We start from the raw sequence: 17,729 nt of genomic DNA on the forward strand, positions 1-17,729 counted from the left end.
GTTGCCGCTGTTGCGGAATCAGCATCCCAGCCTGCGTAGGGACGGCTCAGCGGCCTAGCGGCGATCGCGAGCGCGGCGGAGCCGGGGGAAGCCGGGTCGCCGCCATCCGACTCAGGGCCAGGGCCGCATCCAGCCCTCCACCGGCAGCGCGAGCGCGTTGCACAGCGTGCAGATCGTCCGATACCAGCCGACGGCCGTGAGCAATTCGATGCGCTGCTCGTCGTCGAGGTCGCGGCCGAGCGCGGTCCACGTCGCCTCCGACCACGAGCCGGTGCGCTCGAGCTCGTCCACCGCCGCGATCAGCGTGCGCTCCGCAACGCTCCACCGCGGGTCGTCCGGGCCGCCGGTGACCAGCGCATCGCACTCGTCGTCGCTGACACCGGCGATCGGGCCCCAGAACGCCGCCTGCCCGCCCCACTCGTATGCGCAGCCGACCAGCGCGCAGGTCCGCAGAATGGCGATGGTCCGCGTGCGACCAGGCAAAAGCGCTGCGACATAAAGGGATTCGCCGAGCTTGCGCAGCCGGGCGGCCAGCGTCGGATGGCGCTGCAGGCAGCGCACCAAAAGCAGCGGCTCGTACGTGCGGTCGGGGTGACCCCAGCTGTTGATGCCAGTGGCATCTTCTTCGCTCCACGGCGGAGCGAGCGGTGCGACGCGGCTCACGGATGAGACTGTAGTTAGGTCGATGGCGGCGACCCGCGGCGCCCGGCTCGGACCTGAGGCGGCGACCCGCGGCGCCCGGCTTCGCCGCGCTTGCGATCGCCACGGCCGCGCTCGCGATCGCCGCTAGCCCGCTGAGCCGTCCCTACGCAGGCTGGGATGCTGATTCCGCAACAGCGGCAACAACACCCGCCGCGGCATGAACTGAAACAGGCGGGTGCTGATCTGGCTCGGCAAGCCCGGGATCACCGTTCCGCGGTCGTGGTCGAGCGTGTCGACTCCGGCGCGCGCCACCTCACGCGACGGCTTCCACATGAACTTCGGGAACGCATCGGCGAATTCCCGCTCGTCCATGCCGGCGCTCTTCACGAACTCGGTGTGCACCGGCCCCGGGCACAGCAGCGCGACGGTGACGCCGGTGCCGGCGAGTTCACCGCGCAGCCCCTGGGTGTAGTTGTTGACGAACGCCTTGGTGGCCGCGTACCCGATCTGCCCCGGAAACGGTTGGTAGCCCGCGGTGGATCCGATGTTGAGGATCGCGCCACGGCCGCGCGGCACCATCTGCTGGACCGCGCGGGTGCTCAGGTCGATGACGGCCTCGACGTTGACCCGCACCTGGGCGATCTCGGCGTCGACGGGCGTCTTGGTCACCGAACCCATGGTCCCGATGCCGGCGTTGTTGACCAGGATGTCGACGGTCAGGCCGCGGCGGCCGACCTCGTCGAGAAGGCCGGCGCGCGCGGCGGAATCGGCGACGTCGCAGGCGATCACCTCGACGCGTACCCGGCCGGCGAGTTCGTCGGCCAGCTCGCGCAGCCGGTCCTCCCGGCGGGCGACCAGTGTCACGCCGTGGCCGCGGGCGGCCAGTTCGCGGGCGATGTCGGCGCCGATGCCCGACGACGCGCCGGTGACGACGGCGGTGCTTTCGGGGGAGGGAGTCGGAAGGGCCACACGTTCACACTACGGGCGCCGAACGTGAAGCTGGCCGCACGCTCGGCGTCGAATGTGCGGCTAACTTCACACTCGCGGAGCGACGCCCGGGCGTCGAGACGTCCCGTAGACACGAAAAAGCCCGGCCCCTTGTGGGGGCCGGGCTTTCCCGTGCTTGAGTCGTCGGACTTAGAAGTCCATGCCGCCCATGCCACCGGTCGGGTCGCCCGCGGGTGCGGCCGCCTTCTCCGGCTTGTCAGCGACGACGGCCTCGGTGGTGAGGAACAGGCCCGCGATGGACGCCGCGTTCTGCAGCGCCGAACGGGTCACCTTCACCGGGTCGGCAACGCCGGCCTTGAGCAGGTCCTCGTACTCACCGGTCGCGGCGTTCAGGCCGGTACCGGCGGGCGAGTTGCGGACCTTCTCGGCCACGACGCCGGGCTCCAAACCACCGTTGAAGGCGATCTGCTTCAGCGGAGCCTCGAGCGCCACACGGACGATGTTGGCGCCGGTCGCCTCGTCACCGGTGAGCTTCAGCTCGTCCAGCGACGGGGTCGCGTGCAGCAGGGCCACGCCACCACCGGCGACGATGCCCTCCTCGACGGCGGCCTTGGCGTTGCGGACGGCGTCCTCGATGCGGTGCTTGCGCTCCTTGAGCTCGACCTCGGTCGCGGCTCCGGCCTTGATCACCGCAACACCGCCGGCCAGCTTGGCCAGGCGCTCCTGCAGCTTCTCGCGGTCGTAGTCCGAGTCGCTGTTCTCGATCTCGCTGCGGATCTGGGCCACCCGGCCGGCGATGGCGTCGGAGTCACCGGCGCCCTCGACGATGGTGGTCTCGTCCTTGGTGACGACGACCTTGCGGGCCTTACCCAGCAGGGCGACGTCGGCGCTCTCCAGCGACAGGCCGACCTCTTCGCTGATGACCTGACCACCGGTGAGGATGGCCATGTCCTGCAGCATCGCCTTGCGGCGGTCTCCGAAGCCGGGAGCCTTGACGGCCACCGACTTGAAGGTGCCGCGGATCTTGTTGACGACCAGGGTGCTCAGCGCCTCGCCCTCGACGTCCTCGGCGATGATCAGCAGCGGCTTGCCGGCCTGGATGACCTTCTCCAGCAGGGGCAGCAGGTCCTTGACGGTCGAAACCTTGGAGCTGACCAGCAGGATGAAGGGGTCCTCGAGGACGGCTTCCTGACGCTCCGCGTCGGTGACGAAGTAGCCCGAGATGTAGCCCTTGTCGAACCGCATGCCCTCGGTGAGCTCGAGCTGCAGGCCGAAGGTGTTGGACTCCTCGACGGTGATGACGCCCTCGTTGCCGACCTTGTCCATCGCCTCGGCGATCAGGTCGCCGATCGACTGGTCGCCCGCGGAGATGGCCGCGGTAGCAGCGATCTGGTCCTTGGTCTCGACCTCTTTGGCCGACTTGAGCAGGGTCTCGGTGACCTTCTCGACGGCCTTCTCGATGCCGCGCTTCAGACCCAGCGGGTTGGCACCGGCCGCAACGTTGCGCAGGCCCTCGCGGACCAACGCCTGGGCCAGCACCGTGGCCGTCGTCGTGCCGTCACCGGCGACGTCGTCGGTCTTCTTGGCGACTTCCTTGACCAGCTCGGCGCCGATCTTCTCGTAGGGGTCCTCCAGCTCGATCTCCTTGGCGATGGAAACCCCATCGTTGGTGATCGTGGGGGCGCCCCACTTCTTTTCCAGGACGACGTTGCGGCCCTTGGGACCCAACGTCACCTTTACCGCGTCGGCGAGGGCGTTCAGCCCCCGCTCGAGGCCGCGACGGGCCTCCTCGTCGTACGCAATTGTCTTGGCCATTGCGAAGTGATTCCTCCGAAACTATGGGGTGACACTCAGGGCGACCGCTTGTCGGGTCGCCCCATCAACGCTGTGGCCGGGTGCAGTGCCCGCGACGGACGGCTAGGTGTCTTCCGCTTGCCGCGGCCCTGGCCTCACCGTCCCGACCTAGCACTCGCTGGTCGCGAGTGCCAACGTCATTCTTAGCACTCGCCTATGTCGAGTGCAAGAAGAGGTCAGCCCGATCGCCCAGCGCGTAAACCGTCGACGACGACGTCGGTCACCCGCTCGGCCAAGTCCGGGTTGTAGGCCTCCGCGGCCTGACACCCGACCATGATCGCCTTGACTTCGCGCACCCCGATGTCCTGGCGCGCGGTGCCCGCCCGCTGCGCGGCCCGCAGCAGTTCGTCGAGCATGGCCAGGAACGCGTCCTCGGCGTCGGGCGCCGCGCTGGCGATGTCGATCCCGAATCCGGCCAGCGCGTCGACCAGGCCGCGATCCGCCGCGCCCCAGTGCAGCACCATCGAACGCAGCAGGGCGAATAGCGCCTCGCCGGGTCCGAGGGTGTCCAGCAGGGCCCGCCCGTCGTCGACCAGCCGCTGCATCCGGTCCTCGATGACGGCCTGGAACAGCGCCTCCTTGGTCGGGAAGTGCCGGTAGACGGTGCCGGCCCCGACGCCGGCGCGGCGCGCGATCTCGTCGATGGGTACCGAAAGGCCCTCGGCCGCGAAGGTGTCGTAGGCGACTTCGAGCACGCGCGCGCGGTTGCGCGCCGCATCGGCACGCAACCGGCGTTCGGGCCGTGCCATCTGTTCACCATCCATCGATTGACAAACCGGGGCGTGCGTTCCGTATAGTCGGACTCAACCGGAGCGCCCGCCCCGTTTACTCTACAAGTTCAAGGAGTCTCTCATGGCCAAGTGGACCACCAAGGACATTCCCGACCAGACCGGACGGGTCGCCGTCATCACCGGGGCCAATACCGGATTGGGCTACGAGACCGCCCTGGCGCTGGCCGACCGCGGCGCCCACGTGGTGCTGGCGGTGCGCAACCTGGACAAGGGCAAGGACGCGGCCGCCCGCATCACCGCCCACAGCCCCCACGCCGACGTCGCGCTTCAGGAGCTGGACCTGACGTCGCTTCAGTCCGTGCGGTCCGCCGCCGAGCAGTTGCGCACCGCGCACGACCGCATCGACCTGCTGATCAACAACGCGGGCGTGATGTGGACGCCGAAGTCGACCACCAAGGACGGCTTCGAGTTGCAGTTCGGCACCAACCACCTGGGCCACTTCGCCCTTACCGGCCTGCTGTTGGACCGGCTGCTGCCGGTGGCCGGCTCGCGGGTCGTGACGGTGAGCAGCCTCGGCCACCGCATCCTGGCCGACATCCACTTCGACGACCTGCAGTGGGAGCGCAGCTATAACAGGGTCGCCGCCTATGGACAGGCCAAGCTGGCCAATCTGCTGTTCACCTACGAGCTGCAGCGGCGGCTGGCTCCGCACGGGACGACGATCGCCGTCGCCGCTCACCCCGGCGGCTCGCGCACCGAACTGACGCGCAACCTTCCGCCGCTCGTCGAGCGGGTCGTGACTCCGGTGTTCGGCCTGATCTCGCAGGACGCGGCCGCGGGCGCGCTGCCGCAGTTGCGCGCCGGCACCGACCCGGGCGTGCTCGGTGGCCAGTACTTCGGACCGGACGGCATCGGCGAGATGCAGGGCAGCCCGAAGGTGGTGACATCCAGCGTCAAGTCGCACGATGCCGAACGGCAGCGCCGGTTGTGGACGGTGTCGGAGGAACTGACCGGGGTGAAGTACGCCGTTTAGCCCAGATCGAGCAGCTGCTCGTAAAAGCCGCCGAAACCGCGCGGGCGATCGACGAGGTGGATCTCGAGGATCCAGTGACAGATGCGCCCGCGCGGATCGGTGCGGCGCATCGGCTTGTTCGACCCGGGCATGACGTACCACTGGACGCCCCGGCCGGCGATCTTCTTGTGCGGAAATTCGCCGATCAGATGGCCCGCGATATGGCTGCCCCACTCGAAGCCCTCGGCGCGGGCCACGCCGACGACGTAGTCGAACAGCTCGGCGCCGGTGATCCCGGAGTTGCTCGCGAAGTGGTCGCGGCCGGCCTGCCACACCCGTGGCAGGGCGTCGCGAAGGGCGATCTTGTGCGGGTCGTCACCGAGCACGAACGTCCGCCCGAAATCGGCCTCCCACTCCTCGAAGATCGGCCCCAGGTCCAAAAAGACGATGTCGTCGTCGGCGATCATCCGGTCCGGCGGGCGTTCCTGGAACGGCTGCAACGTGTTCTCCCCGGCGCGCACGATCCGCCGGTGCCAGTGCCGGGTCACCCCGAACATCTCCCCGGCGAGGTCGTGGATCTGGTCGGAGAGTTCCTTTTCGGCCAGCCCGGGCCGGATCATGGCCCGCCGCTCGATCTCGTCGAACAGTTGGCCGGCCTTGTCTTCGGCGTCCAGCAGCCGTTGCACGCGAACATCTTCGGCGCTCGATCCCTTCACACCGGCGATGCTATGCGCACACTGGAACCATGTCCCTCGTTGTGCCGCCCTACCCGCCAGCCCGCTACACCAAGGACGAACCGGAGATCAGCGCCTGGCTCAAGCGGGCCGATCAGCCACCCGATTACGAAACCTCCGGCGTCAAGTACCACTACCTGGCCAACCAGCAGGACACCGCCGGCGATTACGGCCTCTACCGGGTCGACATCGCGCCGGCCGGCGGCGGTCCACCGGCACATTTTCACCGCGCCATGTCCGAGGCGTTCTTCGTCCTGTCCGGGACGATGAAGCTCTACGACGGCACCGAGTGGACGGACGGTCACCAGGGTGACTTCCTCTACGTGCCACCCGGGGGCGTCCACGGTTTTCGCAACGAGGCGAACGAACCGGCATCGATTCTAATGCTGTTCGCGCCCGGCGCGCCGCGCGAGGCGTACTTCGAAGGCTTTGCGGCCCTGGCGGATATGACCGACGACGAGCGCCGCGAATGGTTCATCCGGCACGATAATTTCTGGGTGCAGTAAACCCTTGCATTAACGCGAAATTTGTTCCGCCGTAACGTTTCTGATGGCGCCGCCGGCCACGGGACCGATGGGCGTAGGGTGTGGCCGTGCGAACGAGGAAGCCGTCGAAACGGGCCGCGGCCTGGATGCGGCAACGGATCGATTGGTCGATGAGCGCCCCGGTGATGATCAGCCTGCGCGTCAAACGCCCAAAACCCCGGAGCACACCGGACTTTCGGCCGCGCCCACCAGCGCCGGTCGCCGTACGCGAACGCGGCACCCGGGTCAGCGGCTATCAACGGGGCGGGCGAGGGTTGCGCGATCGCGCCCGGGCACGCCTGTCGCTCGCACCGCCCGCGATGACACGGCGGCCCCGCGTACCGCGCACGCCGGGCCGGCGCTACGTCGCGCCCGTCAGGTCGCCGTCGACGTAGCGCTGCAGGTTGGGCGTGATCGCCGCGAGCATTTCCTCGTTCGTCATCGACGCGAGGGGCTCGATCTTCCAGACGTAGCGCATCAGGGCCAGGCCGATCGTCTGCGACGCGATCAGGCCGCTGCGGACAAGGCGCTCGTCTTCGTCGACCCCGAGATGTGCGACGCCCATCAGGCTGCCGGCGACGACGCGTCGTAGCTTTTCGCGGGTGGTCGGTTCGTGCGCCGCGGTCTGCAGGATGGCGTGCAACGTCGGCCCGATCTCCTCGTCGTCCCAGCTGGCCAGCATCAGCTCCAGCACGGCGGCGCCGAGTTGTTCGACCGGCGTAACCCAGACCTTGGCGACGTCGTCGAGCCACTTCTGCGGCGGGTTCGTCGCCGCGTCGAGCAGCTTCTCCTTGGACCCGAAGTAGTGGTAGACCAGCGCGGGATCGACGTCGGCGGCCCGGGCGATCGCGCGGATGGTGGTGCCCGCCCAGCCGTGTTCGGCGAATTCGACGCGGGCCGCGGCCACGATCCGCGCGGCCAGCACGCCGCGCTCATCGCGCGGGCCGGGCGTGGTCGACCTCTTCGGCATGAGTTTCATCGTAGCGTGAATTTCCTCTTGCGTTGAGACTAGTTTCACCGTAGCGTGAGACTAGTCTCAACGGGCCGTGAAAATGAGGGGCTGGCCATCATGTACACCTACGACATCGACGCGTCGGCCATGTTCGACGACCGCACCGAGCAGTTCGCGAAGTTCGGGATCCCGCGCGAGGACATCGAGCGGGTCCGCGCGGCCGTCGACGACATGTGGGCCGATGCGCCCGGCGGCTGGGTCTATGAATGGTCTTTGCTGGCAAGCGAATACGCCGAGCGAACCGAACATCGGATGGCGTCGCTGGTCTACGGGTGCGCAAAGTTTCCCTGCCTCACCGACGCGGCGCGGGCCAAAGCGATGCAGCACCAGCTCGAGCAGTTCCAGTTGGCGGCCGGCGATTTCCCGGTGCACTTCGAACGGCGCTTCCTCACCGTCGCCTACCGCGACGGGTCCGTCGAGGTGCCGGTGCACCTGTATTCGGCCGACGGTGACTACGCCGCCCGTCCGGTGCTGATCGCCAGCGGCGGCGTGGACACCTGGAAGATGGACATCCACCCGTGGTGGGTCGCATTCACCCAGGGCGCGGGCGTGACCACCATGGCCTTCGACCATCCCGGCACGGGCGAAACCGCGATCCCGCTCGACCAACACGCCGACGAGGTGATCCGCGGGCTCGCCCGCCACGCCCGGACGCTGGGCGACGGCCGGGTCGCGCACTTCGGCGCATCGTTCGGCGGCAACTTCGCCGCGATGTCGGGACTGTCCGGAATCGTCGATGCCGCAATCGATCTCGGCGGTCCCGTGGTCGCCGCCTTCGGTCCCGACAATCTCGCGAAACTGCCCTACGGCATGCACGACATCCTGGGCAACGCGATGCAGTGGGACCACTCCCGGACCCTCGATCAGCTCAGCGCCGGAATGGAACGCCTGAATCGCGCGGATCTGCTTGCCCAGCAAACTAATTCGGCGATGTTGGTGATCAACGGCGCCGACGACTATTTCGTCCCGCAATCCGACACTTTAGACTTCCGGGGCCGCCGCGACACCGAGGTGCACCTGGTCGAGGGCACCGGCCACGTCGCGATGAGCAAAGCGCCCGAGGTGGTGCCGAAGATCATCGCCTGGCTGCGCCGCCAGATGGGATCGACCCCGACGGGCTGACAAACCCGCGCGGGTGGCGAATCCGGCGGAAATCGCTGTCGGGATAACGGTTTTTCATCGCAGGCCCACGGCCGGAACCGTCGAATGCCCGTCGCCCGACACGACGCCCTCGATCGTCGATGAGTATGTTTTGGGCCATGGCTTCCAACGACAAAGAGAACCGCAACTGGTCGGAGGGCGATGTCCCGGATCAAAGCGGCCGCGTCGTCGTCGTCACCGGCGCCAACACCGGCATCGGGTATGAGACGGCCGCCGTGCTGGCCTATCGCGGCGCCCACGTCGTGCTGGCGGTGCGCAATCTCGAGAAGGGCAACGCGGCGCTGTCGCGCATCGTCGCCGCAGGCGGCCAAGGGCGCGGGAAAGTAGATGTCACGCTGCAACAGCTGGACCTGACCTCGCTGGACGCGATCCGGTCGGCCGCCGACGCGCTGCGTGCGGCGTACCCCCGCATCGACCTGCTGATCAACAACGCGGGCGTGATGTGGACGCCCAAGCAGGTCACCCAGGACGGTTTCGAATTGCAGTTCGGCACCAACCACCTGGGCCACTTCGCGTTGACCGGGCTGCTGCTGGAAAACCTGCTGGGGGTGCGGGATTCGCGGGTGGTGACGGTCAGCAGCCTCGGGCACCGGCTGCGGGCCGCGATCCATTTCGACGACCTGCAGTGGGAACACCGCTACGACCGGATCGCCGCCTACGGGCAGTCCAAGCTGGCCAACCTGCTGTTCACCTACGAGCTGCAGCGACGGCTGGCGGCCAACCCCGACGCAAAGACCATCGCCGTCGCCGCGCATCCCGGCGGCTCCAACACCGAGCTGGCCCGCAACCTGCCGGGCGTCTTCCGGCCGGTGAAGGCCGTGCTGGGGCCGCTGCTGTTCCAGAGCCCGGCCATGGGCGCGTTGCCGACGCTGCGAGCCGCCACCGATCCGGCCGTTCAGGGCGGGCAGTACTTCGGCCCATCGGGATTCCTCGAACAGCGGGGCCGCCCGAAGCTGGTCGAGTCCAGCGCCCAGTCCCACGACGAGGAGCTGCAGCGCCGGCTGTGGGCCGTCTCCGAAGAACTCACCGGCGTCCGCTTCCCCGTCTGACCCGGGAGATAATGGCTCCGATGCGCTCAGTCGCCGAACATCAGCGGGTTGTCAGCGAGTTGATTCGTGCCCGGCCGCCGGTCGCGGTCCCGCTCGCCGAGGCCCAGGGCCTGGTGCTGGCCGAGGACGTGGTGGCGCAGCTGGCGTTGCCAGTCTTCGACAACTCGGCGATGGACGGTTACGCGGTGCGTGCCGAGGACACGTCGACCGCCACGCCCGAACACCCGGTGGTGCTGCCCGTCGCCGAGGACATTCCGGCCGGGCGCACCGACGAACTGACGCTGCAGCCCGGTACGGCCCACCGGATCATGACGGGCGCGCCGCTGCCGGCCGGGGCGACGGCAGTCGTGCCGGTGGAGGACACGGACGGCGGCGTGGACGTCGTGTCGATCCGCGCGCCACGGGAGGCGGGCAGGCACATCCGGCGCGCGGGCGAGGACGTCGCGCCCGGCACCACCGTCTTGCGCCAGGGTCAGGTCGTGACGCCGGCGGTGCTCGGCTTGGCGGCGGCGCTGGGCATCGCCGAGTTGCGGGTGATTCCGCGCCAGCGGGTGCTGGTGATCTCGACCGGTTCGGAGCTGGTGACGCCGGGCACCGCGCTGCGGCCCGGGCAGATCTACGAGTCCAACTCGATCATGCTGGCCGGCGCCGTTCGGGATGCAGGCGCCGAGCTGGTCGGCGTGGCGACCGCGGAAGACGAAGTGGCCCAGTTCAGTTCGATCATCGACCGATACGCCGGTGACGCCGACCTGATCATCACCAGCGGCGGCGTCAGCGCCGGCGCCTACGAGGTGGTCAAGGACGCCTTCGGGCGGGAGGGCGACCAGGGCGTGGAATTCGTCAAGGTCGCCATGCAGCCGGGCATGCCGCAAGGCGTGGGACGGGTGGCCGGCGCGACGATCGTCACGCTGCCCGGCAACCCGGTCAGCGCGCTGGTGTCCTTCGAGGTGTTCATCCGTCCGGCGCTGCGCAGGGCCATGGGCCTGCCGGATCCGGACCGTCCGCTTCGCACCGCGGTGCTCGCGGAGTCGCTGACTTCGCCGCGCGGCAAGCGCCAATTCCGCCGCGCGGTGCTGGGCGACGACGCCAACACGGTCACCAGCTACGGTCCGCCCGCCTCGCATCACCTGCGGTGGCTGGCGTCGGCGAACGGGCTGCTGGACATCCCCGAGGACGTGGTCGAGGTGCCCGAGGGGACCCAGCTGCAGGTCTGGGATCTGCGCTAGCTCGGCGACGATGCAGCCCGCGCAGTGGGGTGAGGAGGAGGCGGGCAATCAGGCCTAGCTCGGCGACGATGCGGCCCGCGCAGTGGGGGGAGGAGGCGGGCAATCAGGCTTAGCCGGCGGGCGTGGCCACGTCCCGATGGAACTCGTCGGCCTTGTCGAAAGCCGGGGTGCAGCGGATGGCGATGCCGACGATCGCCATCATCACCGGAATGGTGACCAACGCCGCCGACAGCCCCACCCGGCCGGATAGGTGCCCGATCAGCGGCGGCCCGAGCAGATATCCCAGCCAGCCGGTGGCGGCCACGATGGCGATCGCCGATCCGGCGCTGCTGGCGCCGTAGGCCGCGCTGAACGCGGTCGGCACCAGCAGCGCAACGCCGGCGCCCAGCGCCGCGAAACCGAGCACGCCGATCCAGGCGTTGGCGGTCGCCAGCGTCACGCTCATGCCCACGACGGCCATCAGCGCCAGCCCCGGCAGCAGCCGGCGACTGGGCACCCGCGCGTGCAGCCGCGGTGCGCCGAACCGGGTGACGACCATCGCACACGTGTAGCCGGCGTAGCTCACCGCGGCGACGCTCGGGCCGGCGCCGACGACGTTGCGCAAATAGTTGGCCGACCAGTCGGTGGCGGCGCCTTCGCACAGGAACGAGGCGAACGCCACGGCCGCCAGGATCGCCACGGTCGGCGTCATCCAGGCCCGGTCGCCTTCCGCGTGGCCCGTCGGCGCCGCCGTCTCGGCCGCGTCGGGGATCAGGCGACGGGTCAGGGTTTCCACCACGATCAGGACCGCCAGCCCGAGCGCCGTCAACTGGACGGTCAGGCCGACGCCCGCGCTGACGCAGACCGCGCCGATCACCGCCCCCGCCAGCGCCCCGAGGCTCCACATGCCATGGAAGCGCGCCATGATCGGGGTCCCGGCGAGCCGCTCGACCGTGCCGGCCTGGGTGTTCATCGCGACGTCCAGCGCCCCCTGGAACAGCCCCCACAAGGCCAGCGCCGCGAACAGCGCGGCCGCGGACCGGGCCAGGCCCACGGTCGTGCCGGCCGCGGCGTAGCCGGCCACGGTGACCGGGATCAGCCGGTGGCTCCCCCAGCGGGGCAGCGCCCAGTGGCTGACCGCCGTGGCCACCACCGAGCCCAGCGGCGCGCCGAACAGCGCCGTTCCGAGCGCCGCGTCGGACAGGCCGAGCCCCGCCTTGACGTGCGGAATGTGGGCGGCCCAGGACGAGAACACCAGCCCGTGCGCGAGGAAGACGGCGGTGACCGCCACTTTCGCGCGGCGCACTCGTAGTGCCGTTCGATCGGCGCTGTGCGATTGCATGTCGAACGTGGGCGTTCCCCCTGCGGGCGTCCACGAATCAGTCGCGGGCTCCGTAAGATGGCCGCGTGGCACGCCGCCCCCGCACTGTCGGCCCCTCCGCTCAAGACCCGGGCTTCAGCCCGCAACACGCACTGGAACTGGTGCGTTCCGCCGTCCCGCCGGTGCATCCGGCCGGCCGACCGTTCATCGGCGCCGGGCTGGCGCTGGCCCTGGTCGGCCGCAGGCACCGATGGGTGCGACGGGCGGGCCTGCTGGCCGCCGGCGCCTGCGCCGGCTTCTTCCGTCACCCCCCTCGGGTGCCGCCGGCCCGGCCCGGCGCGATCGTCGCGCCCGCCGACGGCGAGATCTGCGTGATCGACTTCGCCACCCCGCCCGCCGAATTGAGCATGGGCGACGCGCCGCTGCCGCGGGTCAGCATCTTCCTGTCGCTGCTGGACGCCCACGTGCAGCGCGCGCCGGTCAGCGGCGAGGTGATCGCCGTGCAGCACCGGCCTGGCCGGTTCGGCTCGGCCGACCTGGCCGCGGCGAGCACCGAGAACGAACGCACCAGCCTGCACATCCGCACACCCAGCGGCGCGGACGTCGTCGCGGTGCAGGTCGCCGGGCTGCTGGCCCGGCGCATCATCTGCGACGCGCACGTCGGGGACAAGCTGTCGATCGGTGATACCTACGGCCTGATCCGGTTCGGGTCCAGGCTGGACACCTACCTGCCGGCGGGCTCCGAACCGCTGGTCAAGGTCGGTCAGCGCGCGATCGCCGGCGAGACCGTGCTGGCCGAGCTGCCATGATCAGCAAGCCGCGCGGGCGGCCGGCGGTCAACCTGCAGATCCTGCCGAGCGCGATGACGGTGCTCTCGGTCTGTGCGGGGTTGACCTCGATCCGGTTCGCCCTCGAACACCAGCCCAAGGCCGCGATGGCCCTGATCGCCGCGGCCGCGATCCTGGACGGGCTCGACGGGCGGGTGGCCCGCATCCTGGACGCCCAGTCGCGGATGGGCGAGCAGATCGACTCGCTGGCCGACGCGGTGAACTTCGGCGTGACCCCGGCGATCGTCCTCTACGTGACGCTGCTGACCAAGTCACCGGCCGGCTGGGTGGTGATCCTGCTCTACGCGGTGTGTGTGGTGCTGCGGCTGGCACGTTTCAACGCTTTGCAGGACGACGGCAGTCAGCCGGCCTACGCGCACGAGTTCTTCGTCGGCATGCCCGCGCCGGCGGGCGCGATCTCGATGATCGGCCTGATCGGACTCAAGCTGCAGTTCGGCGACGGTTGGTGGACGTCGCCGCTGTTTCTGTGCATCTGGATCACCGGGACGTCGATCCTGATGGTCAGCAAGATCCCGATGCGCAAGATGCACGCGGTCGCCGTGCCGCCGAGCTGGGCGGCGCCCCTGCTGGCGGTCCTGGCGATCTGCGCGGCGGCGGCCGTGCTGGCGCCCTACGTGTTGATTTGGGTGCTCATCGTCGCCTATCTGTGCCACGTGCCGTTCGCCATCCGCAACTCGCGCTGGCTGGCCGCGCACCCGGAGGCGTGGGACGACGAACCCAAGCAGCGCCGCGCGGCGCGGCGGGCGATCCGCCGGGCACAGCCCAACCGCCGGTCGGTGGCGCGGCTGGGCCTGCGCAAGCCGGGCAGGCGCCTGCCGTGAGTCGCTCCGGCGACGACTCGGGCCCGGCCCGTCAGCTCACCCTGACCGCCCGGCTGAACACCTCCGCGGTGGACTCTCGCCGCGGTGTCATCCGCTTGCATCCGAATGCCATTGCCGCGCTGGGCATTCGGGAATGGGACGCGGTATCGCTGATCGGGTCACGGACCACGGCGGCGGTGGCCGGCCTGGCCGGCCCGGACACCCCGGTCAGCACCGTGCTGCTCGACGACGTGACGCTGTCCAACGCGGGTCTGCGCGAGGGCACCCCGGTGGTCGTCGGCGCGGTCACCGTCTACGGCGCGCGGTCGGTGACGCTGGCCGGCTCGACGCTGGCCACCCAGTCGATCACGCCGGTCACGCTGCGACGAGCCTTGCTGGGCAAGGTGATTACCGTGGGCGACGCCGTCTCGCTGCTGCCCCGCGACCTGGGCCCGGGCACCTCGACGTCCGAGGCCACCCGCGCGCTGGCCACCGCGGTCGGTATCAGCTGGACCTCGGAGCTGCTGACCGTCACCGGCGTCGACCCCGACGGGCCGGTGAGCGTGCAGCCCAACACGCTCGTCACCTGGGGCACCGGCGTTCCGTCCGGTGCCAGAACCTCGTCGCGGATATCGGTCGAGGTCGCCAGGCCGGAGATGGTCGTCGAGGAACTCAAGGGCACCCAGCCCCAGGCCGCCAAGCTGGTCGAGTGGCTCAAGCTCGCGCTCGACGAACCGCATCTGCTCAAGACGCTGGGTGCGGGCGCCAACCTCGGGGTGCTGGTGTCGGGCCCGGCCGGTGTGGGCAAGGTGACCCTGGTGCGCGCGGTGTCCGGCGACCGCAGGCTGGTCACGCTCGACGGCCCGGAGGTCGGCGCGCTGGCCGCCGAGGACCGGCTCAAGGCCGTGGCGTCGGCGGTGCAGACGGTCCGCGACGGCGGTGGGGTGCTGCTGATCACCGACGTCGACGCCCTGCTGCCGGCCACCGCCGAGCCGGTGGCCTCGCTGATCCTCGGCGAGCTGCGCACCGCGGTGGCCAGCGAGGGCGTCGCCCTGATCGCCACCTCCGCGCGGCCCGACCAGCTCGACGCCCGGCTGCGGGCCCCCGACCTGTGCGACCGCGAGCTGGGCCTGCCCCTTCCCGACGCCGGCACCCGCAAGGCGCTGCTGGAGTCGCTGCTGCGCAACGTGCCCACCGGTGACCTTGATCTCGACGAGATAGCTTCTCGCACACCGGGTTTCGTCGTCGCCGACCTGGCCGCGCTGGTGCGCGAGGCGGCGCTGCGGGCGGCGTCGCGGGCCAGCTCCGACGGCCGGCCGCCGGAGCTGAAACAGGAGGATCTAGCCGGGGCGCTGACCGTGATCCGCCCGCTGTCCCGTTCGGCCAGCGAGGAGGTCAGTGTCGGCAACATCACCCTCGACGACGTCGGCGACATGGCCGAGGCCAGGCAGGCCCTGACCGAGGCCGTGTTGTGGCCGTTGCAGCATCCCGACACCTTCGCCCGGTTGGGCGTGCAACCGCCGCGCGGGGTGCTGCTGTACGGGCCGCCGGGCTGCGGCAAGACCTTCATCGTGCGCGCGCTGGCCAGCACCGGGCAGCTGTCCGTGCACGCCGTGAAGGGCTCCGAGCTGATGGACAAGTGGGTGGGCAGTTCGGAAAAGGCGGTGCGCGAATTGTTTCGGCGCGCCCGGGATTCGGCGCCGTCGCTGGTCTTCCTCGACGAGGTGGACGCGCTGGCGCCGCGACGCGGGCAGAGCTTCGACTCCGGCGTCACCGATCGCGTGGTGGCCGCGCTGTTGACCGAGCTCGACGGCGTCGATCCGCTGCGCGACGTGGTGGTGCTGGGCGCCACCAACCGGCCCGATCTCATCGACCCCGCGCTGCTGCGCCCCGGACGGCTGGAGCGGCTGGTCTTCGTCGAACCGCCCGACGCCGCGGCGCGCCGCGAAATCCTGTGCACCGCGGGCAAATCCATTCCGCTGAGCGCCGACGTCGATCTCGACGAGGTGGCGGCCGGACTCGACGGCTACAGCGCCGCCGACTGCGCGGCGCTGCTGCGGGAGGCCGCACTGACCGCGATGCGCCGATCCATCGACGCAACCGACGTGACGGCCGCCGATCTCGCGACGGCACGCGAAAACGTCCGTCCCTCTTTGGATCCCGCGCAGGTCGAGGCGCTACGGGCGTTCGCCAAAGCTTTGTAGCACTGCCAGGGCCGAGGCCGCCACGTCCTTTTCGAGCCAGGACGGCATCGGGTCGTCGTGCGCGTGGCGCCGCACCACGGCGTAGGGCAGGTCGGCGACCGCACGGGCGACGGCATCGACGGAGCGCGCCCTGGAATTCCCGTACAGTTCGCGCGCCAGCGCCGCGACGCGTTGGGTCAGCGGAGCGTTCATTTCGGCGAGTGTCTGCCGGAAGGCCGCGTCGGGCTCGTCGTCGAGCAGGTCGCCGGGCCGGATCGTCAACAGCAGCCGGGCATCCTCGGGGAGGGAGCGCGCGAAAGCGACCGCGGCCACGGCCATCGCGACGGCGGTGTCGGTCGGGGTCTCGCCGTCAGCGGCCAGCGCACGCTCCTGGAAGCGTCGCAGCGCGCGCAGCCACGCCGCCGTCAGGATGCCGTCGCGGTTGCCGAACCGGTGATACAACGTGCCCGCCGGTGCGCCACTGGCTTTCGCGATCGCCGCCACGCTGGCCGCACGTGGTCCGCCGTCGAGCACCAGCGTCCGGGCGGCGTCGAGAATCACATCGGTTTCATGCTTCCGCGGAGGCGCCATGATCTAGTACATTCCTTCTATATGGAACGATTACCCTATATTGACGAGCATGCCATAACCATCGACGCCAACCGCGACGACACGTGGTCGGCGCTGCTGCGGGTGATGTGCCGCGACCCGCACGACCCGTCGACCGTGCCCTTCGGCTTCATCCTGGACGAGGCCCGGCCGCCGGCACGGTTCGCGCTCAAGGGCCGCCACTGGTTCGCCGTCTACCGGTGGGTGTTCGAGCTGGACCCGCTCGAGGCCCCCACACGCACCCGGCTGCGGGCGGCCACGTGGGCCGACTTCCCCGGTATGCACGGCAAGGCGTACCGGGCGCTGGTGATCGGCACCGGCGGACATCGTGTCGTCGTGCGGCACACCCTGAAACGCGTTGCGGCGGCGGTGCTCGACGAGCGGGCGCGCACCGGCGAGGCCGCCGCCGATTATGTGGACGTCTTCGAAGTCCCCATCGCCGCCGGAGATGCGCGCACCGCCGAAGAGGCGTTCCGCGACGGGCTCGGCGACAAACCCGGCGCGGGCGGACAGCTGGTGTTGTGGATCCACCGCAACGTGCTGCGGCTGCGCCTGGGTCCGGCCCGCTCCGCCGACCACCTCATCGGCTGGCCGATCGTCCGCTCGGACCCCGACGAGCTGGTGTTGGCCACCCGCGGGCCGCTGATGCGCGGGGAGTTGACGCTGCGCCGCCTGGACGGTCGGCGGGCGGTGCTCACCACCCGGCTGCACTACCGCCGCCGCATCGCCGCCCGGGCGGTCTGGGCGTTCGTCGGCCCCCTGCACCGGATCGTCGCGCCGCGGCTGATGGCGCGCAGCGCTCGCCGGGGCCGCGAACTCGCGGCGATAAGTTAGTCCGCATGACCGAACGCCCGACCGCGCTGCACATCGTCGACGGGATCGACCTGTCCGGCACGACATCGGTGATCACCGGCGCGTCGTCGGGCCTGGGCCGCGCGGCGGCCCGGGCGCTGGCCGCCGCGGGCGCCCATGTCATCTTGGCCGCCCGCAACGCCGACGCGCTCGCGGAGACGGCGCGCTGGATCGCGACCGAGGTCGCCGGCGCCCGCACGCTGGACAGTGCCGTGAGGTCGAGCAGCACCGTCGAGGTCCGGGC

The 17,729-nt window shown here is 70.2% G+C and carries 18 protein-coding genes; 10 read left to right on the forward strand and 8 right to left on the reverse strand.

Annotation, left to right across the window (positions count from 1 at the left end; all coding sequences use genetic code 11):
- Positions 1-111 precede the first annotated feature (111 nt).
- The 4 genes from A5646_RS11750 to A5646_RS11765 all read right to left on the reverse strand — a co-directional run bounded on the left by A5646_RS11750 (position 112) and on the right by A5646_RS11765 (position 4,193).
- Positions 112-663, reverse strand: a complete 552-nt coding sequence (locus tag A5646_RS11750) for a carboxymuconolactone decarboxylase family protein (RefSeq protein ID WP_067021817.1) — start codon at positions 661-663, stop codon at positions 112-114.
- 123 nt (positions 664-786) lie between these two features.
- Positions 787-1,611 carry an SDR family oxidoreductase gene (locus tag A5646_RS11755; protein WP_067021819.1) on the reverse strand — a complete coding sequence of 275 codons (825 nt, stop codon included), beginning with the start codon at positions 1,609-1,611 and terminating at the stop codon, positions 787-789.
- 168 nt (positions 1,612-1,779) lie between these two features.
- Entirely contained in the window at positions 1,780-3,405 is a 1,626-nt protein-coding gene (gene groL / locus A5646_RS11760) for a chaperonin GroEL (RefSeq protein WP_007768358.1), read from the reverse strand.
- Positions 3,406-3,620: 215 nt separating this feature from the next.
- Entirely contained in the window at positions 3,621-4,193 is a 573-nt protein-coding gene (locus A5646_RS11765; RefSeq protein WP_066881686.1) for a TetR/AcrR family transcriptional regulator, read from the reverse strand.
- A gap of 103 nt (positions 4,194-4,296) precedes the next feature.
- Between A5646_RS11765 and A5646_RS11770 the strand changes: the two genes are divergently transcribed.
- Positions 4,297-5,208 carry an SDR family NAD(P)-dependent oxidoreductase gene (locus tag A5646_RS11770; protein ID WP_067021821.1) on the forward strand — a complete coding sequence of 304 codons (912 nt, stop codon included), beginning with the start codon at positions 4,297-4,299 and terminating at the stop codon, positions 5,206-5,208.
- Here the strand turns inward: A5646_RS11770 and A5646_RS11775 are convergent.
- Positions 5,205-5,903 carry a M24 family metallopeptidase gene (locus A5646_RS11775; protein WP_067021823.1) on the reverse strand — a complete coding sequence of 233 codons (699 nt, stop codon included), beginning with the start codon at positions 5,901-5,903 and terminating at the stop codon, positions 5,205-5,207. The two genes, A5646_RS11770 and A5646_RS11775, sit on opposite strands and share 4 nt — an antisense overlap.
- A gap of 29 nt (positions 5,904-5,932) precedes the next feature.
- Between A5646_RS11775 and A5646_RS11780 the strand changes: the two genes are divergently transcribed.
- Positions 5,933-6,427 carry a cupin domain-containing protein gene (locus A5646_RS11780; RefSeq protein WP_066867554.1) on the forward strand — a complete coding sequence of 165 codons (495 nt, stop codon included), beginning with the start codon at positions 5,933-5,935 and terminating at the stop codon, positions 6,425-6,427.
- Positions 6,428-6,806: 379 nt separating this feature from the next.
- Here A5646_RS11780 and A5646_RS11785 read toward each other — a convergent pair whose 3' ends face one another.
- Positions 6,807-7,415, reverse strand: a complete 609-nt coding sequence (locus tag A5646_RS11785) for a TetR family transcriptional regulator (protein WP_067021825.1) — start codon at positions 7,413-7,415, stop codon at positions 6,807-6,809.
- Positions 7,416-7,514: 99 nt separating this feature from the next.
- On the opposite strand from A5646_RS11785, the gene A5646_RS11790 reads away from it, so the two are divergent.
- The 3 genes from A5646_RS11790 to glp all read left to right on the forward strand — a co-directional run bounded on the left by A5646_RS11790 (position 7,515) and on the right by glp (position 10,893).
- On the forward strand, positions 7,515-8,579 hold the full coding sequence (locus A5646_RS11790) for a S9 family peptidase (protein WP_067021827.1): 1,065 nt from the start codon (positions 7,515-7,517) through the stop codon (positions 8,577-8,579).
- Between the two features lie 137 nt (positions 8,580-8,716).
- Positions 8,717-9,667 carry an SDR family NAD(P)-dependent oxidoreductase gene (locus A5646_RS11795; RefSeq protein ID WP_066881697.1) on the forward strand — a complete coding sequence of 317 codons (951 nt, stop codon included), beginning with the start codon at positions 8,717-8,719 and terminating at the stop codon, positions 9,665-9,667.
- A 20-nt stretch (positions 9,668-9,687) separates the two neighbouring features.
- Complete coding sequence (gene glp, locus A5646_RS11800; RefSeq protein WP_067021828.1) at positions 9,688-10,893, forward strand: gephyrin-like molybdotransferase Glp; 1,206 nt, start codon at positions 9,688-9,690, stop codon at positions 10,891-10,893.
- Positions 10,894-11,002: 109 nt separating this feature from the next.
- Here glp and A5646_RS11805 read toward each other — a convergent pair whose 3' ends face one another.
- Positions 11,003-12,214 (reverse strand): MFS transporter, encoded by a 1,212-nt coding sequence (locus A5646_RS11805; RefSeq protein WP_066872520.1) that lies wholly within the window; start codon positions 12,212-12,214, stop codon positions 11,003-11,005.
- Positions 12,215-12,279: 65 nt separating this feature from the next.
- On the opposite strand from A5646_RS11805, the gene A5646_RS11810 reads away from it, so the two are divergent.
- From A5646_RS11810 to A5646_RS11820, 3 genes are read left to right on the forward strand one after another with little or no spacing between them, the layout of a single operon-like run.
- Positions 12,280-13,002: a phosphatidylserine decarboxylase gene (locus A5646_RS11810; RefSeq protein ID WP_082972246.1), complete on the forward strand. Its 723-nt coding sequence runs from the start codon at positions 12,280-12,282 to the stop codon at positions 13,000-13,002.
- The gene (gene pssA, locus A5646_RS11815; protein WP_066872514.1) at positions 12,999-13,862 is read left to right on the forward strand and encodes a CDP-diacylglycerol--serine O-phosphatidyltransferase; all 864 of its coding nucleotides are present in this window, start codon (positions 12,999-13,001) and stop codon (positions 13,860-13,862) included. Before A5646_RS11810 ends, pssA begins: the two co-directional genes overlap by 4 nt.
- A complete protein-coding gene (locus A5646_RS11820; RefSeq protein ID WP_067021830.1) occupies positions 13,859-16,045 on the forward strand; it encodes an AAA family ATPase in 2,187 nt (728 codons plus the stop codon). Before pssA ends, A5646_RS11820 begins: the two co-directional genes overlap by 4 nt.
- Here A5646_RS11820 and A5646_RS11825 read toward each other — a convergent pair.
- On the reverse strand, positions 16,019-16,615 hold the full coding sequence (locus A5646_RS11825; RefSeq protein WP_066872508.1) for a TetR/AcrR family transcriptional regulator: 597 nt from the start codon (positions 16,613-16,615) through the stop codon (positions 16,019-16,021). The two genes, A5646_RS11820 and A5646_RS11825, sit on opposite strands and share 27 nt — an antisense overlap.
- A gap of 21 nt (positions 16,616-16,636) precedes the next feature.
- Between A5646_RS11825 and A5646_RS11830 the strand changes: the two genes are divergently transcribed.
- Together A5646_RS11830 and A5646_RS11835 are read left to right on the forward strand one after the other, a co-directional pair.
- Positions 16,637-17,467 carry a DUF2867 domain-containing protein gene (locus A5646_RS11830; protein ID WP_067021832.1) on the forward strand — a complete coding sequence of 277 codons (831 nt, stop codon included), beginning with the start codon at positions 16,637-16,639 and terminating at the stop codon, positions 17,465-17,467.
- A 5-nt stretch (positions 17,468-17,472) separates the two neighbouring features.
- Positions 17,473-17,729, forward strand: a 257-nt coding sequence (locus tag A5646_RS11835; protein WP_156765588.1) for an SDR family NAD(P)-dependent oxidoreductase, incomplete at its 3' end; no start/stop codon positions are given.

This window comes from Mycobacterium sp. 1245499.0 (genome assembly GCF_001673615.1).
GTDB classification, from domain to species: domain Bacteria; phylum Actinomycetota; class Actinomycetes; order Mycobacteriales; family Mycobacteriaceae; genus Mycobacterium; species Mycobacterium europaeum_A.

What these genes read in the sequence shown, in the direction of transcription:
- groL (WP_007768358.1), bottom strand. Translation starts at nt 3,405, where the DNA reads ATGGCCAAGACAATTGCGTACGACGAGGAGGCCCGTCGCGGCCTCGAG.
- A5646_RS11765 (WP_066881686.1), bottom strand. Translation starts at nt 4,193, where the DNA reads ATGGCACGGCCCGAACGCCGGTTGCGTGCCGATGCGGCGCGCAACCGC.
- A5646_RS11770 (WP_067021821.1), top strand. Translation starts at nt 4,297, where the DNA reads ATGGCCAAGTGGACCACCAAGGACATTCCCGACCAGACCGGACGGGTC.
- A5646_RS11780 (WP_066867554.1), top strand. Translation starts at nt 5,933, where the DNA reads ATGTCCCTCGTTGTGCCGCCCTACCCGCCAGCCCGCTACACCAAGGAC.
- A5646_RS11785 (WP_067021825.1), bottom strand. Translation starts at nt 7,415, where the DNA reads ATGCCGAAGAGGTCGACCACGCCCGGCCCGCGCGATGAGCGCGGCGTG.
- A5646_RS11790 (WP_067021827.1), top strand. Translation starts at nt 7,515, where the DNA reads ATGTACACCTACGACATCGACGCGTCGGCCATGTTCGACGACCGCACC.
- A5646_RS11795 (WP_066881697.1), top strand. Translation starts at nt 8,717, where the DNA reads ATGGCTTCCAACGACAAAGAGAACCGCAACTGGTCGGAGGGCGATGTC.
- glp (WP_067021828.1), top strand. Translation starts at nt 9,688, where the DNA reads ATGCGCTCAGTCGCCGAACATCAGCGGGTTGTCAGCGAGTTGATTCGT.
- A5646_RS11805 (WP_066872520.1), bottom strand. Translation starts at nt 12,214, where the DNA reads ATGCAATCGCACAGCGCCGATCGAACGGCACTACGAGTGCGCCGCGCG.
- pssA (WP_066872514.1), top strand. Translation starts at nt 12,999, where the DNA reads ATGATCAGCAAGCCGCGCGGGCGGCCGGCGGTCAACCTGCAGATCCTG.
- A5646_RS11825 (WP_066872508.1), bottom strand. Translation starts at nt 16,615, where the DNA reads ATGGCGCCTCCGCGGAAGCATGAAACCGATGTGATTCTCGACGCCGCC.
- A5646_RS11830 (WP_067021832.1), top strand. Translation starts at nt 16,637, where the DNA reads ATGGAACGATTACCCTATATTGACGAGCATGCCATAACCATCGACGCC.